This window comes from Lichenifustis flavocetrariae, from assembly GCF_026130545.1.
Classification (GTDB): Bacteria; Pseudomonadota; Alphaproteobacteria; order Rhizobiales; family Beijerinckiaceae; genus Lichenihabitans; species Lichenihabitans flavocetrariae.
The window spans coordinates 81,972-96,932 of sequence record NZ_JAMOIM010000002.1 but is presented as its reverse complement, the minus strand read 5'-3'; the positions used below and the strand labels follow the sequence as shown (position 1 = coordinate 96,932).

The following is a 14,961-nucleotide window of genomic DNA, read 5'->3' as shown; positions in this document are numbered from 1 at the left end:
GGTGCGGAGGTGTCGCTGGATAGACGCTTAAACTTGTCCGCCAGCGATCTCTTCGTCTGCCAGATACCGCTCCAGCCAGTGAATATCGTAATCCCCGTTCTGGACGTCGACATTGCGCACAAGGCGTCGGAACAACGGCAGCGTGGTCTCGATCCCATCGACGATAAACTCATCGAGGGCGCGTCGCAGCCGCAAGAGCGCCTCGGTGCGAGTGCGCCCGTGGACGATCAGCTTGCCGACGAGGGAATCGTAGTTGGGCGGGATCGAATAGCCCTGGTAGACCGCGCTGTCGACACGCACGCCAAGACCTCCGGGTGGGTGGTAATAGGCGATACGTCCCGGTGAGGGCCGAAAGGTCGTCGGGTTCTCCGCATTGACCCGGCACTCGATGGCGTGACCCGAAAATCGGACATCTGCTTGCGTCAGTCCGAGCGGCGCACCGGCGGCGATCTTGATCTGCTCGTTCACCAGATCGATGCCGGTGATCATCTCGGTTACCGGATGCTCGACCTGAATCCGGGTGTTCATCTCGATGAAGTAGAATTCGCCGTTCTCGTAGAGGAACTCGATCGTGCCGACCCCAAGATAGCCGAGCCGGCGCATCGCCTCTGCACAAATGTTGCCGATTTCGAGCCGCTGATCCGCATTGAGAGCCGGCGACAGCCCTTCCTCCCAGACCTTCTGATGGCGGCGCTGCAGCGAACAGTCACGCTCACCGAGATGGATCGCGGCGCCACGGCCATCGCCGAGCACCTGGACTTCGATGTGTCTCGGGCGCTCGAGGTACTTTTCGAGATAAACCGCGTCATCGCCAAAGGCCGCCTTGGCTTCCGTGCGGGCGCTGGAAAGCGCCTCTGACAGGTCTTCCGGGGTCCGGGCGACCTTCATGCCGCGTCCGCCGCCACCCGCCGCCGCCTTGACCAGAACCGGATAGCCGATCTCCGCTGCGACCCGCGCCGCCTCGACATCGTCCGTCACCCCGCCTTCCGATCCCGGAACGCACGGAATACCAAGCGCGCGCGCGGTCTTCTTGGCCTCGATCTTGTCGCCCATGATCCGGATATGTTCGGCCTTGGGGCCGATGAACGCGATGTCGTGTTCCGCCAGGATCTCGGCGAAACGGGCGTTCTCGGACAGGAAGCCATAGCCGGGATGGATCGCATCCGCGCCGGTGATCTCGCAGGCCGACAGCAGCGCCGGAATGTTGAGGTAGCTGTCCCGTGCGGGCGGTGGCCCGATGCACACGCTCTCGTCAGCCAATTTGACGTGCATCGCGTCGGCATCGGCCGTCGAGTGCACCGCCACAGTCGCGATGCCGAGCTCTTTCGCGGCCCGCAGGACTCGCAATGCGATCTCGCCGCGGTTGGCGATCAGTATCTTGTCGAACATGATCATCAATCTCCGGAGTGTCGACGCGCGCCGCGACTCACGCGATGACGATCAGGGGTTCGCCGTATTCGACTGGTTGGCCGTCTTCGACCAAAATGGCCGAGACCGTCCCCGACTTATGCGCCACGATATCGTTAAAGGTCTTCATGGCCTCAACGAGCAGGACCCGGTCGCCGGCCTTAACGCTTGCGCCGAGTTCAACGAACGGCTTCGATTCAGGGTTCGAACGCCGATAGACGGTGCCAACCATCGGTGACTTCACAAGCGAGGCCGGGTCGATCTCTGCCGAGGCGGCCGGCGCCGCCAAAGTTGCCGGGGTGGGCTGTGCCACTGGAACGGCGGCAGTCTGCGCGAATGGAACTGCCGCTGGAGAGGCCTTGCCCCGATGGTGCCGCGTGAGACGAATGCGAAGATCGCCTTTTTCGATTTCGATTTCCGCGAGATCGCTTTCGCTGACCAGTTGAGCGAGTTCCCGCACCAGGTCGGCGTCGATTGGCGAGGGGTCTCTCTCCTCACCGGCGACGGAAGGATCTGTTTTGGCGCGCACGCGTAGTCCGTTTCGGATCATTGTTGAAGTGTCTCTCGGCGCATGGCGGCAACCTTGGAAAAGGCGACGCCGCGCGTTGGCGCAAACAGCCTGTTTCGGCCAGCCACTCGGCTCGGGGTCATCGGATAATACAGGTCATAAATGCGGAGGCCGAAACGACGACCTCGGCAGGGTGAAGACGCAAAGCCATGATCCGCCCTCATTAAACCCACCTCCGAGGGAAGGAAAGGTTTGCGACGGTGTGAAGCCAGCTTTTGTCAGGAGCAGGACGCCTTCCCGCACTTCACCACATTGTCGAGCCGACCCTTGAGCTCGTCGTAGCCGACGGCTCCGACCACGACCTCCGGGCCGAGAACGTAGGAGGGCGTGCCGGTGAGGCTGAGTGAATCCGCAAGCTGCATATTCTGCTCGATGCCGGCTTTCACCGCCGGACTACCGAGGTCCTTCGACAACTGGTCCATATCCACGCCAGAGTCTTTCGCGGCCGCCAGCGCCTGGGCCTTGCCGACCGGACCATGGGTGGAAAGGAGCTTATAGTGGAAGGCCCAGAATTTCTCGCCCTTGAGTTGGTTGCGCACGGCACCGGCCACTTGCGCGGCTTCGACGGACCCCGGTCCGAGGACAGGGAAATCCTTGAGCACGACCCGAAGCTCAGGTTCGGTCTTCAGGAGCTTGGCCATGTCGTCCAGCGCCCGTTTGCAGTAGCCACAATTATAGTCGAAGAACTCGACCAGCGTGACTTTGCCGTTTGGGTTGCCCAACTCTTCCCCATAGGGCGAGTTCAGCAAAAGCGCCGATTGGTCCCGAACGTTCGTCTCACGCTTCTGCGCTTCCTGCGCCTTGTCGCGCTTGTCGAGTTCCACCATCGCGTCGCGCAAGACTTCGGGATTCTGCAGCAGATAGGTTTTGACGAGTTGACCGATCTCGGTTTTCTGGGCGTCGCTGAATTCGGCCGCCATGGCCGGTGCGCTCATGAGGAGTGCCAGACCAAGGGCGCCGACGAAACGACGTCGCAATCCCTTGCAAGCTGACGCAAACACGGACATGGGAAGCTCCTGAAACGAGAAGGGCGGTCGGCGACGGCGTGCGCTTGAAACGAGTTGAGCATGGACCTTGCGATTATGTCCATCTCGGGGCTGCGGCGGAGAGATCTCGAACGCCATTGACGTTCTACGGCCGAACGCCAGCCCCGACGCAGACTGAGCCTCGCATTTAACCGCCTTCAACCACGATGGTCACCATGTTGCATCCCTCCCGACGTAGCGCCGTGGCACCTTTTCTTGCCATGGACGTGATGAGTGCCGCCGCTTCGCGTGAGCGGGACGGCGCCCGGATCATCCACATGGAGGTTGGCGAACCGGGGGCTCCCGCGCCCTTGAGCGTCAGGGCGGTGGCCGCCCGCGCGATCGAGCAGGGCAGGATCGGCTACACGGAGGCTCTCGGCATGCCGGCGTTGCGGGCCAGGATCGCGCGCCACTATGGCGAGTGGTATCGGCAGACGATCGACCCTGAGCGCGTCATTGTCACGACGGGCTCCTCCGGCGGTTTTATCCTCGCCTTTCTGGCTTTGTTTGACGCTGGAGCACGGGTGGCCATCGCGGCGCCGGGGTACCCGGCCTATCGCAACATCCTCCAAGCCCTCGGGATCGAAGTCGTGTCGCTGCCGACCAGCCGGGCGAGCCGCTATGTCGTGGATGCGGCGGCGATCCGCCGTGCTCACGCGGAATGCCGAATCGACGGCGTCCTTTTGATGAGCCCCGCCAATCCTTCTGGCACCATGATGTCGCCGGAGGATCTCGCCTCAGTGGCTCTGACATGTGACGAGCTCGGCATCCGCTTCATTTCGGACGAGATCTATCACGGCCTGACCTATGAAGAGCCGGCCGAGACGGCCTTGAAGTTCTCGGCGGACGCCGTCGTGGTGAACTCTTTCTCCAAATACTTCTGCATGACGGGTTGGCGGATCGGCTGGCTGATCGTCCCTGACCTGCTTGTACGAACGATGGAGCGGTTGCAGCAGAACCTTTCGATCTCGGTTCCAACCCTGAGCCAGATCGCGGCGCTTGCGGCTTTCGATGCACAGGCCGAGCTGAACGACATAAGACAAGGCTATGCCGCCAGTCGCGCCATCCTCCTGGGAGGATTACCGGAGATGGGCTTTGCCGACATTCATCCTGTTGACGGCGCCTTCTACGTCTATGCCGACATCGGACGCTTCACCAACGATTCGGTGGAATTCTGTCGGCGGATGTTGAACGAAGCCGGGGTCGCGGCGACGCCGGGGGTCGACTTCGACCCGGATCGCGGTCACCGCACGCTACGGTTGTCCTTCGCGGGCCAGACCGCGGAGATCGCGGAAGCCGTGCAGCGCATCGGTGCCTGGCTTCCACCATCTTGATTTCGCATCCGTTTCCGGCAAAGGCCTCCGCCGACCAAACGCGGCGGAGGCGATCTATCACTCGCCCGTGATCGTCGCCTTGGCACGCTGCCACCATCCGGACCGCTTCGGCCGGGGAGGCTCGTTGTCCTGAGGCTCGGGAGCAGGAGCTGCCTGTGTCGGAGGCGCGACCGGAGTCGTGGGTTCGATCGGGAGAGGGGCGTTAGAAGTAGCGGGCTCGGCCATGGTGTCCTCGGCGCTTGCCGGTTGGCTCCTGGCCGTGACTGCTTCGATGTCGCGGTCCGCCGATGGCGACGCCTTGGCGGGCAGATCGAGGTCGAGACTCGGTGCTTCCTCGACCACCCGGCTACGGGAGCGACGTGATCGACGCGGCGCCGCTGGCGCTGCCTCGGCATCGATCGCCTCCGGGGTCTCGGCTATGGCTGCAGCGGATGGAGTTGCCCGACGGCTCCTCCTGCGTCGTGGCGCTGCGGGTTCCTTCACCTCTTCTTCAATGAAAGCAGGCGAAACCACTTCCGCCACAGGCGCGGCATCGACGTCAGCTTCCTCATAAGTGGCCGGGCTGCTGCGAAAGTCCGAAACCTGAGTTTCAGCCTCGACGTCAGACTCTTCGATAGGCTCGTGCGGCAAATCGCCGCCAATGCGCGCCATGGTCTCCATGCCGGAGTCGGAAGGCTGATCAGCATCCGCGTCGATCGGCTGTCCGGATCGAACGTCACGATCCCGGCCGCGCCGCCGCCGACGCCGGCGCTTGCGTCGATCGCTGCCTTCTTGATCGTCGTCCGTGCCATGACTGGCATCTTGGTCGACCGCAACTGCTTCGCCGAACGCCTCAACGACCTCGTCCGAGGCGACATCTTCGTCGCCTTCGACATCGTCGAAGTCCTGATCCTCCACGGCCTCATTGGAGCCCAGGGCGGGACTCTTGCTCTTGGGTACCGCCACAGGCGTGGCCGCTTCCCCTCGCTCGATCGCGTGGTACACCGTCCCGGTCAGCGACGTGTCACACATCACGGTGATGCTTACCCCGAAGCGGCTTTCGAGGTCGTTCAGGTGAGCGCGCTTCTGATTGAGGATATAAAGCGCCACTTCCATGCGGGTTCGCACGATAAGATTATAGGCCGCACTGCGGATCAGGTGATCTTCCAGCACCCGAAGGACATGCAGGGCAATCGATGCCGTCGAGCGAACCGTCCCGGCTCCCGCGCAATGCGGGCAGAGCACGGTCGATCCTTCGAGTACGCCCGTGCGGATCCGCTGCCGCGACATTTCGAGTAGACCGAAATGCGAGATATGGCCGACCTGGATCCGAGCACGGTCATTCTTGAGCGCGTCCTTGATACGCCGCTCGACCGCGCGATTGTTGCGGCCTTCTTCCATATCGATGAAGTCGACCACGATCAGACCGGCGAGATCGCGCAGCCGCAATTGACGGGCAACCTCGTCAGCGGCTTCGAGGTTTGTCCGAAGGGCCGTGTCCTCGATATTATGCTCGCGTGTCGAACGGCCCGAGTTCACGTCGATCGCGACGAGCGCTTCGGTCTGGTTGATGACGAGATAGCCGCCTGACTTCAGCGTCACATGATTCGAGAACATCGCGTCAAGCTGCGCTTCGGCCCCGGCCTTGGCGAAGATCGGTTGCGAGTCGCGATAGGGAACGACGTTGCGGACATGCGTCGGCATGAGCAGGCGCATGAAATCCTTGGCTTCGCGATACCCTTCTTCGCCAGCCACTTGGATTTCGTCGATTTCCTTCGAATAGAGGTCACGGATCGCCCGCTTGATCAGCGATCCTTCCTCGTAGACCAGCATAGGGGCGCTGGAGCGTAACGTCAGTTCGCGCACCGTCTCCCACATGCGCAGCAGATATTCGAAGTCGCGCTTGACCTCTTGCTCGCCGCGGGCGGCGCCGGCTGTGCGCAGGATGATCCCCATGCCCTCCGGGACTTCGAGCTCCTGAGCGATCGCCTTCAGGCGCTTGCGGTCATCGCTATCGGTGATCTTGCGGGAGATGCCGCCACCGCGCGCCGTGTTCGGCATCAGCACCGAATAGCGTCCGGCAAGCGACAGGTAAGTCGTGAGCGCGGCTCCCTTGTTGCCGCGTTCCTCCTTGACCACCTGCACGAGGAGGATCTGGCGGCGCTTGATGACTTCCTGAATCTTGTAATGCTTCCGCAAGCGGGGGGTGCGATGCGGAACGTCTTCGAGCGCGTCGCCGCCCAGTTGCTCGACGACCTCCTCGTCACGCGGCACGCCGTTCTCGTCGCCTTCGCCGGTGTCGCCTTGCTCGACCGTTTCATCCTCGCTTGCGGCTGTATCGCTCTCGGCGGTAACCAGTTCCGCTGTCTCGAAATCGCCGACAAGACGGTTTTCAGGGGATTCGTGAGAGGCCGCCGGGATGGCGTCGCGATGTGACGGGTCGTCGACATCTTGCTCGGACGCCGAGTCCAGGTGAACGGGCACGGTCTCAGAAGCCGAAGAGGATGCTTCGGCGGAGTCTTTCATGCTCTCGTCGGCAAGATCGATAACCGCCGGGGGGTCCGACTGCGTGTCCTCGAAGCCATCGTGCGTCGGCTCGGTCGAAAAGGCGCTGTCGGGCTCATCCGTTGACTGAATGTCCTCGGCATGGGCCTCGGTGTTCTCGAGTTCGGTTTCCTCGCCATCCGCACCTGCGCGCCGCGGCTGCCCAGCGTGACCGTTACTCCTTCGGCGCCGGCTCCGGCGCGGTGCGGTCGGACGTTGTTCGTCGTCCTCCTCCCGATGGGCTCTCGCTTCTTCTTCGAGAAGAGCCTGACGATCCGCGACAGGGATCTGGTAGTAATCGGGATGAATTTCCGAAAAGGCCAGGAACCCGTGCCGGTTGCCGCCATATTCGATGAAAGCGGCCTGAAGCGAGGGTTCGACCCGTGTTACTTTCGCGAGGTAGATGTTACCGCGGAGAGGCTTCTTGGAAGCCGACTCGAAGTCGAAGTCTTCCACGCGATTGCCGCGTAGAACCACAACCCGGGTTTCCTCCGGATGTGCGGCATCGATGAGCATTTTGTTTGCCATAGGGATCTCTTAAGTGGCGGATTGCGCTGCCGCGGTCCCGCGAAGGGGTCCGGCGCCAAGCCGAATCGATCAGGCACCGGCCTGAATCGAACTGCGGCGTCCGCAAAGACAGGGAAACGTAAGGAAGAGGTTTCAGCAGGCCCTGTGCCGAAGATTGGCCGCGAAAGGCCGAACTCACCGGGGAGTGTGGGTTCGTCACGTGGCCCGGAACGGCAGAGCGCGCACAGGGTAAGCCATGCGGGTGGAACGGATAGGCTGCCACGCCGTCAACGAAGGCCGCAGCACCGTGCCGCGATGCGCTTCGTACCGGCGTTTGCAGTCCCCGAACCGGGAGGCACATGGCCTTCAACCCCTTGAGCCAACGGCCTCTTAGGACCGAATTGTTCAGGTGCGCGATCGAGCGACCTTGGGCCGGCGATCAACGCCGAAAGGCACCGCAAACCCTTCATCACAAAGGAGGCGGACCGTGCCCCGGTTTGCATCGCGTGAACGTCGGGCTGTGCCCGTTGTCTTCCACGACTGCTATCATCGGAGCCTGAACGGGTCGCAGATAAACAGCTTATGTCTGGTTTGGCAAGGATCAAGCGGCCTGCCATGTGGTGAGCCCACGCCCCGCTTCGCCTCCATGGCTGCCGGGCCATCGCGGCTCCATACCGGACTGACGAGAGCGAGCCTCATTCGAGCCACGTTCCAGGAGCCTACAGCTCCCGTCTGCCAAATAAAGGATAGGCTTGTCAGGGTGTCGGGGATAGCTACAACACTTGGCCTACAGGGCCGGTCGGCCGAGTTCGCAGCCGTTCCAAACGGGATGGTGGCGTCTTGACCGCCTTCGCGCTTTCTTTTGATCCGAAGCGACAGGATCGCGTGTTGTTGATCGATCTGGGAGTGGAACCGCCGATCGAGGCGAGCGGGCGCCAGCACGCTGCTTTCGACCGTCGTCGTGTGTCCCTCCGTTGGTTGCTTGGAACGGTCATGACAGGCGTCGCGGGCGCGGGTCTCATCGGATCCGCGATTTATGGCGTGCTCGACCGGGGGACAGTCACGCCCCAACAACCCGACTATGTCGCAAATTCTCCCTCCGGCGCCCGCGACTCCGGCGAGGCTCTGAAGCGGGCGGACCGCTTGGTCAAATCGGCCGACATCGTGGCTGAAAAGCAGACCTTTGCGGCGCCCGTGACGATCACGGTGGGCGACAAGCAGGTGCTGCGAACGCAGAACTTCACCCGCGTTTCCACGACACTCACTTTGGCGCCGACCGGCTTTGCCGATCAGGTTCCAGATTTCAATCCGTTGAAGCTCTTGGCCGGCGACGAACAGGCGCCAGCCGACACGCCGATCGATCCCGGTCCGGCGCTCGACGACAGCGATGTCTCCTTCACGACGCATGACCTCGCGAGCATCGACCCGGCGCGCTATGCGGGCGCGCTGGGCAAGGACGAAGTGCAGGCGCAAGTGAGCGAGTATCTGCGGACAACCGGGTCAGGCAGCGATGCTCTGAGCGTTCTCCCGGCGCAATTGCTGCTCATGCGAACGACGCGCGCCACGATGAATTTCGCTGGTACGCTGAGCTATGCGACACCGGAGAACCCGCTCGCCAACCCCTTCTCCTCGATCGAAGTGAAGATGGTGCCCGAGAACGTCACGGTCGTGCAGCAATCGAGCCGGAACCATGACGGGGCCGACAGTTCGGAACGACTGGTGGTTCTGCATCATGGGGAGACGCTCGAAAGCGTGTTGCGCGCCAATGGCGCTGACCCTGATCAAATCCATGCCATCGTCACGGCCTTCGGGGCCAAGCGGGGCGAGGCGCCGGTTGCGGAAGGGCGACGTCTCAAGCTGCTGATCGCCCGTCCCGACGGTAGGGCGGCCGGGCAAATCGTGCGCCTGTCTGTCTATGCTGACGAAACGCTCGAGACGACGGTGGCCATGGAGGACGTCGGCGACTATGTGCAGGTGTCGCGCGTCGACACCAAGCCGCTCTTGAAGGCCGCCCCCAAGGACGATGACGATGACGACGGAGACACCGGCGGCATGCGGCTCTACGAGAGCCTGTATGAGACAGCGCTCAAGCAGAACGTGCCGAAATCGGTGATCGACGACCTCGTTCGCATCTTCGGCAACGATGTCGATTTCCAGCGTTCGGTGTCAGCTGGCGATACGTTCGATGCCTTCTATTCCGATGGAGAGGACCATGACGACCTCCTGTTTGCGTCGATCACGGTCCGCAACGAGGTCTATCGCTATTATCGTTTCCAGGACCCGACAGACGGAACCACAGACTTCTTCGACGAGAACGGACGCTCGACACGGAAGTTCCTGATCCGAAAGCCCGTGCCTGTCGGTGAGGTCACCTCCGGGTTCGGCATGCGGTTCCACCCGATTCTCGGTTACAGCCGACCTCACACGGGCGTGGATTGGGGCGCGCCGATCGGCACACCTATCCTGGCCGCTGGCAGCGGCGTCATCCTGACGGCCGAACGGAGTTCAAGCTACGGCAACCACATCGAGATCCAGCATCCGAACGGTTACGTGACGACTTATTCGCACATGTCGGGCTTCGCGCGGGGCATTGTGGATGGGCTGCACGTGCGTCAGGGCCAGGTGATCGGCTATCTGGGCCAAACCGGTTTGGCGACCGGTCCGCATCTGCACTACGAGGTGATCGTCAATGGCCATTTCGTCGACCCGATGCGCGTGAAGCTTGCGCGGACCCGCGAAATGGACGGCAAGACGCTGGCCAGCTTCAAAAAGGAGCACGATCGCATCGACACGTTGATGGCGAGTGCGCCAAACGCGGTGCCCGAGACGAGCAAGCATGCGGCCGCGAATTGAGGTGGGCAGCCTTTAGGGAAACTCCACGCGGCGTCAGGTGTGATGCCCGAATGCAGGCTTGCGCCAATGGCCGGATTTCCCGACATCAAAACCTGGGACGCTTTCAGCTTATGGCGCGATAATCCCGACAATTGGCTCGCGGAGATCCGGGATATCGCTCGGGCTCATCATGTGCCGCACTCGCGTGCGGAGCGTTTCAACACGGGGACGAACCTCGTCGTCGCCCTCGGCCGCGATCATATCTTGAAAGTGTTTCCGCCGATCCTGCGGCATCAGTTCATCGCAGAGCGGGCCTCGCTCCACCAATTGTCTGGACGGCTTGACGTCGGCATTCAGTCGATCGTCGCCGAAGGGGAGCGGGACACTTGGCCCTATCTCGTCCTGACCCGTCTTGAGGGTCACCTTGGACAGGATGCCTGGCCTGGCCTTCTCGAGAGACAGAAGGGGAGCATTCTCCAGCAGATCGGCGAGACGATCCGACAGGTTGAGGCCGCACCCTTGGGTGAGTTGTCCGGTCTGACACCCGATTGGCCGACCCTTATGGAACGACAGATCCGCGATTGTCGCGATCGGCATATCCGACTTGGACTGCCCGAGAAGTTTTGGGACGAGCTCGATGAATTGATCGGATCGGCGTCGTCGATCATTCCCATGAACCCGCCGCGGGTGATTCTCACGGGGGAGTATATTCCTGAGAATTTCGTGATGCTGCCACATCAAGACGGCTGGCGGCTCTCCGGGCTCTTCGATTTCGGGGATGTCATGACCGGGCTTGGCGAATACGATCTCCTCGGCCCAAGTGCCTTCATGTCAGCGGGTTCGCCCGGCCGCATTGCCAGCCTGTTCAAGGGCTTCGGCTATACAGGCGCCGACATCACCCCCGCTTTGAAGAAGCGGCTTTTGACTCTCATGTTCCTACATCGAGCAAGCGACCCGTTGCGCCACATCCGCATCGAAGGATGGCAGCACAAGGTCGGCACCCTTGGAGACCTCAAAGACCTGTTATGGTCTCCAAGCCTCTAAGATGGAGCTGATCGCGGCTCGCTGCTCGGCCGCCATCAACTTAAGGGTGATATCCCCTCAGTGAGCGCGGCTCTTGAGCATGTCGATCTCGCGCTGCAGAAGGCTCGACGCGCCCGTGCCTTGCGGATCGTTGCGAAGCACGCTTCGGGCCGCTGCCACCGCGGCATCGGCGGCGGCGGCACGGACATCGGCCGCGGCCTGGGTTTCCGCCATGGCGATCTTCTGCTCGGCCTGCTTGGTGCGGCGCACCACGAAGTCCGCCATGCGGGCTTCGGTCTCCTTGGCCAGGGCCTCGGCGTCAGCCCGCGCCTGGGCAACAATGGCCGTGGCCTCTTTTTCGGCTTCCGCAGCCTTGGTCTTGAAGCTTGCCAGCACCGCCGCGGCTTCGTCGCGCAGGCGCTTGGCTTCCGCGAGTTCATCCGAGACCCGCTTGGTGCGGGCATCGAGCGCAACCGTCAGTTTGCTATGGGCGCCCACATAGGCCAACAGGACGAGGAACACCACAAAGCCGAGCGCAACCCAGAATTCAGCGTCGAAATGCATGGCGCGCTCCTAGTTCGCTTTGACGGCCGAAGTGGCGGAAGTCGCAGCGACGGCAGCGCTCACCGACTGACGGTCCGGCCTTCGGCCGGTGAGGTGGTCAACGAGCACCATTGCCGTGTCTTCCGCGATCGACGCGACATTCGTCATCGCACGTGTCCGCATGTCATCGATCTGCCGTTCGGCGGAGGCGAGCTTCGCGTTGAGTTCGGCATCGAGGGCATGACGCTTGGTTTCTGATTCCGCATGAAGCTTGTCATGCGTTTGCTGCGCCATCGTCTGGGCGCGCGCGCGCGCCTCGGCCAGCGTCTTGTCATAGGCCTCGCCGGCAGCCTTGGCCTGTGCCTGCATCTTGGCGGCGTCGTCAAGATCCTTGGCAAGGCGGTGCCGTCTAGCTTCGAGAATGCCCTCGACCCGCGGCAGGGCCACACGGGACATCAGCCAGTAGAGAGCCCCGAAGATGATCACCAGCCAGATGATCTGGGGCAGGAAATTATGGGCGTCGAAAGGAGGGAACACCCCGGCCTGGTGCGTGGCGTCGCCTGCGAGTTCTGTCTTCACGACGGCACTTTCGGCAGCTGTTTGGGGAGAAGCCATCAAAGATCCTGGAAAGCCAAGAAGGCGGGCGGCCGGCGCAAGGCTCCGGCCGCCCGAACCGTTACTTCACGAAGAGCAGCAGAATCGCGACGAGGAATGCGAAAATGCCGAGACCTTCCGCGAGCGCCGCGCCGATGAAGGCCCGGCCGAACTGGCCGTCAGCGGCCGACGGGTTGCGCAACGCGCCCGTCAGGAAGTTGCCGAAAATCGTACCGACGCCGATGGCGGCGGCGCCCATGCCGATGGCGGCAAGGCCGGCGCCGATGTACTTGGCGGCGTCCATATAGCTGGCGGCAAGCGCCTGGGCTGCTTGAGGATCCATTTCAAACTCCGTTCGAGGTAGGGCCAACGTTTGTTGTTGGATATTTATCAGTGGCCCGGATGAATTGCGTCGTTGAGGTAGACGCAAGTGAGGATGGCGAAGACATAGGCCTGCAGCACGGCCACCAGCAGTTCGAACGCCGTCAGGATGACGATGCCGAGAAAGGGCAGGGGAGCGAGCAAGGCCGTCGCGAACCCGCCGCCAAGCAGCAGGACGATGAAGCCGCCAAAGACTTTCAAGGTGATGTGGCCCGCCAGCATGTTGGCGAACAGTCGGACCGAGAGGGAAATCGGCCGCGCCACGAAGGAGATCACTTCGATCAGGACAATAAAGGGAAGGATGATCGGCGATACGCCGGACGGAGCGAAGAGGTTTAGAAAATGCGTCCCGTGCTTGGCGATCCCGTAGATGATCACGACGGCCATGACGAGAGCCGCCAGCGCGAAGGTGACGACGATCTGGCTGGTGACCGTATAGCTGAAGGGCAGAAGGCCTAGCACGTTGGCGAAGAACACGAACATGAACAGGCTGAAAACAAGCGGCATGAACTTCATGCCGGCATCGCCCGCCGTGCCCCGCACCGTGTTGGCCACGAATTCGTAGCTCATCTCGGCCGCCGATTGCAGACGTCCCGGCACCATGGAGCGCTGCGACGTGCCGATGATCATCAACAGCGAAACGAGACCCAGGATGATCAGCATCAGCAGCGACGCATTGGTGAAAGACGCGTCGAGGCCGAGCGGATGGAAGTTGAAGATCCGCTCGATATTGAACTGGTGAATCGGGTCGATTGCGTTTTCCGGCACGCCGATGTCCTCGTCTCCCTGCGCACCCTCATAAGAGGGCGCTTCACGCCATGGTCACTAATGCGGCAACGAGGTGCCGCTTCCATGTCCATGACGGGTGTTGCAGCGGCTCATACCTATTTTGTCAGAGGCTGTGAACCGGAAAAGCGGCAGGCGGGTCATATTGCCGACAAGAATGTGCGGCTGTCCCCCCTAGCGTGGTCCCACCCATCGTGTCGGCTTCGAGGCGATCCGATAGACGGTCCAGAAGCCGGCCGCCGTGCCCAGCGCGAGAAACAGGATCAGCAGAAACGGAGACGTGCCGAACCAGCGATCGCATTGCCAGCCGATCAATCCGCCGACCGCGACCGCGGCGACGAATTCGGACATGACCCGGAAGCCTGTGCTCATCGCGCTGCCGATGCCGTTTGGGCCGGCAAGCCCCTGATCCGCCTTCGGGGCTGACGCAGTGCGCGCTTCAAGATCTTGCGACAGTTTTGCGAGCCTGTCGTGCATGTCGTTGGGGTCTGTCATCCTGGCGCTTCCACTTGCGTCGCAGACCGCCAGCCGCCACTCTGCCGTGAATACGACGCAGGTGGCGCTCCGGTCGTGTTCACCGCGTTTTGGCCACGTTAGGAATCACGCTTTGTCGCTGTCAAGTTTGGCGCCCGTGCTTCGACCGGGGAGCGGTCAAGTTTCGGACGCACAGGTCGTCACAAGGAAGGTCTGGCGGATCAGCAGAGACCTTCGGGCCGGACTGGCCGCAGCCTTCATGGTGTTGGTGGCTTGTCTCACCCAGCCTATTCCTGCGTCGGCAGAGGCGGCGACGCGCGGGGCTATCGTTTCCCTGGCGCTTTGGAGCGACGGCAGCGTGTTCCGCTCCGAGGCCAAGGGAGCGGCTCAGATCGTCAGCAGGCGCTACGGTCATGGTGGTCCGGTGATCGTGCGGGTGAATACGGGTAAGTCTTTCGCGGCCGGGCCTCGTGGCATGGTGCAGGCGCTCGCCGCCGCCGAGCGTGGCATGGATCCCGCCCGGGACGTCCTGTTCCTGATCCTCAGCTCCCATGGCGCCCCGGAAGGGATTGCCGAAAAAGGCGGTCGCGTCGAAGGGCTTCTGTCTCCTCGGTCCCTGGGAGAGGTGCTGGCCCAAAGCGCGTTCAAACATAAGGTTCTGATCGTTTCGGCTTGTTTTGCCGGGATTTTTACGCCGCTGGCGAATGACGACACGTTGGTGATCACCGCGGCGGATGCGACCCATCCCTCGTTCGGCTGCGAAGAAGGCCGGACATGGACCTATTTCGGGGACGCATTCTTCAACGATGCCCTGCGAAAAGCCGGGCCGCTTCCCGAGCGGTTCGAGGCCGCCAAGGCGTTGATTCGTGCGCGGGAGGAGGCGCAGGGGTTCGATCCGTCAAATCCCCAGATCGCTGGAGGTAGCAACGTGCTGCCTTTGATCGACGGACCTTGACCGCGCTGG

13 protein-coding genes are annotated in these 14,961 nt (G+C 62.4%); 4 read left to right on the top strand and 9 right to left on the bottom strand.

All coding sequences use genetic code 11. The features are described from left to right. Window positions 1-27 precede the first annotated feature (27 nt). The 3 genes from accC to M8523_RS03880 form a co-directional block, all read right to left on the bottom strand. A complete protein-coding gene (gene accC, locus M8523_RS03890; RefSeq protein WP_282583527.1) occupies window positions 28-1,389 on the bottom strand; it encodes an acetyl-CoA carboxylase biotin carboxylase subunit in 1,362 nt (453 codons plus the stop codon). Window positions 1,390-1,426: 37 nt separating this feature from the next. Then, window positions 1,427-1,936, bottom strand: coding sequence for an acetyl-CoA carboxylase biotin carboxyl carrier protein (gene accB, locus M8523_RS03885; protein WP_282583526.1), 510 nt, complete (start codon window positions 1,934-1,936; stop codon window positions 1,427-1,429). A gap of 257 nt (window positions 1,937-2,193) precedes the next feature. Beyond that, window positions 2,194-2,982: a DsbA family protein gene (locus M8523_RS03880; RefSeq protein ID WP_282583525.1), complete on the bottom strand. Its 789-nt coding sequence runs from the start codon at window positions 2,980-2,982 to the stop codon at window positions 2,194-2,196. Window positions 2,983-3,167: 185 nt separating this feature from the next. On the opposite strand from M8523_RS03880, the gene M8523_RS03875 reads away from it, so the two are divergent. After that, window positions 3,168-4,334: a pyridoxal phosphate-dependent aminotransferase gene (locus tag M8523_RS03875; RefSeq protein ID WP_282583524.1), complete on the top strand. Its 1,167-nt coding sequence runs from the start codon at window positions 3,168-3,170 to the stop codon at window positions 4,332-4,334. A 57-nt stretch (window positions 4,335-4,391) separates the two neighbouring features. Here the strand turns inward: M8523_RS03875 and M8523_RS03870 are convergent, their stop codons facing one another. Continuing rightward, window positions 4,392-7,385, bottom strand: a complete 2,994-nt coding sequence (locus M8523_RS03870) for an Rne/Rng family ribonuclease (RefSeq protein ID WP_282583523.1) — start codon at window positions 7,383-7,385, stop codon at window positions 4,392-4,394. Window positions 7,386-8,249: 864 nt separating this feature from the next. On the opposite strand from M8523_RS03870, the gene M8523_RS03865 reads away from it, so the two are divergent. After that, window positions 8,250-10,217 (top strand): peptidoglycan DD-metalloendopeptidase family protein, encoded by a 1,968-nt coding sequence (locus M8523_RS03865; RefSeq protein ID WP_428349762.1) that lies wholly within the window; start codon window positions 8,250-8,252, stop codon window positions 10,215-10,217. Window positions 10,218-10,283: 66 nt separating this feature from the next. Beyond that, window positions 10,284-11,240 carry an aminoglycoside phosphotransferase family protein gene (locus tag M8523_RS03860; protein ID WP_282583521.1) on the top strand — a complete coding sequence of 319 codons (957 nt, stop codon included), beginning with the start codon at window positions 10,284-10,286 and terminating at the stop codon, window positions 11,238-11,240. Between the two features lie 57 nt (window positions 11,241-11,297). Here the strand turns inward: M8523_RS03860 and M8523_RS03855 are convergent, their stop codons facing one another. From M8523_RS03855 to M8523_RS03835, 5 genes are all read right to left on the bottom strand, one after another. Further along, entirely contained in the window at window positions 11,298-11,783 is a 486-nt protein-coding gene (locus M8523_RS03855) for a F0F1 ATP synthase subunit B family protein (protein WP_282583520.1), read from the bottom strand. A 9-nt stretch (window positions 11,784-11,792) separates the two neighbouring features. After that, a complete protein-coding gene (locus M8523_RS03850; RefSeq protein WP_282583519.1) occupies window positions 11,793-12,377 on the bottom strand; it encodes a F0F1 ATP synthase subunit B in 585 nt (194 codons plus the stop codon). 61 nt (window positions 12,378-12,438) lie between these two features. Continuing rightward, a complete protein-coding gene (locus tag M8523_RS03845) occupies window positions 12,439-12,699 on the bottom strand; it encodes a F0F1 ATP synthase subunit C (protein WP_428349759.1) in 261 nt (86 codons plus the stop codon). Between the two features lie 47 nt (window positions 12,700-12,746). Next, window positions 12,747-13,505, bottom strand: a complete 759-nt coding sequence (locus M8523_RS03840) for a F0F1 ATP synthase subunit A (protein ID WP_282583518.1) — start codon at window positions 13,503-13,505, stop codon at window positions 12,747-12,749. Window positions 13,506-13,697: 192 nt separating this feature from the next. After that, window positions 13,698-14,018, bottom strand: a complete 321-nt coding sequence (locus tag M8523_RS03835) for an AtpZ/AtpI family protein (RefSeq protein WP_282583517.1) — start codon at window positions 14,016-14,018, stop codon at window positions 13,698-13,700. A 112-nt stretch (window positions 14,019-14,130) separates the two neighbouring features. Between M8523_RS03835 and M8523_RS03830 the strand changes: the two genes are divergently transcribed. Further along, complete coding sequence (locus M8523_RS03830) at window positions 14,131-14,952, top strand: C13 family peptidase (RefSeq protein WP_282583516.1); 822 nt, start codon at window positions 14,131-14,133, stop codon at window positions 14,950-14,952. The last annotated feature ends 9 nt before the right edge of the window (window positions 14,953-14,961 follow it).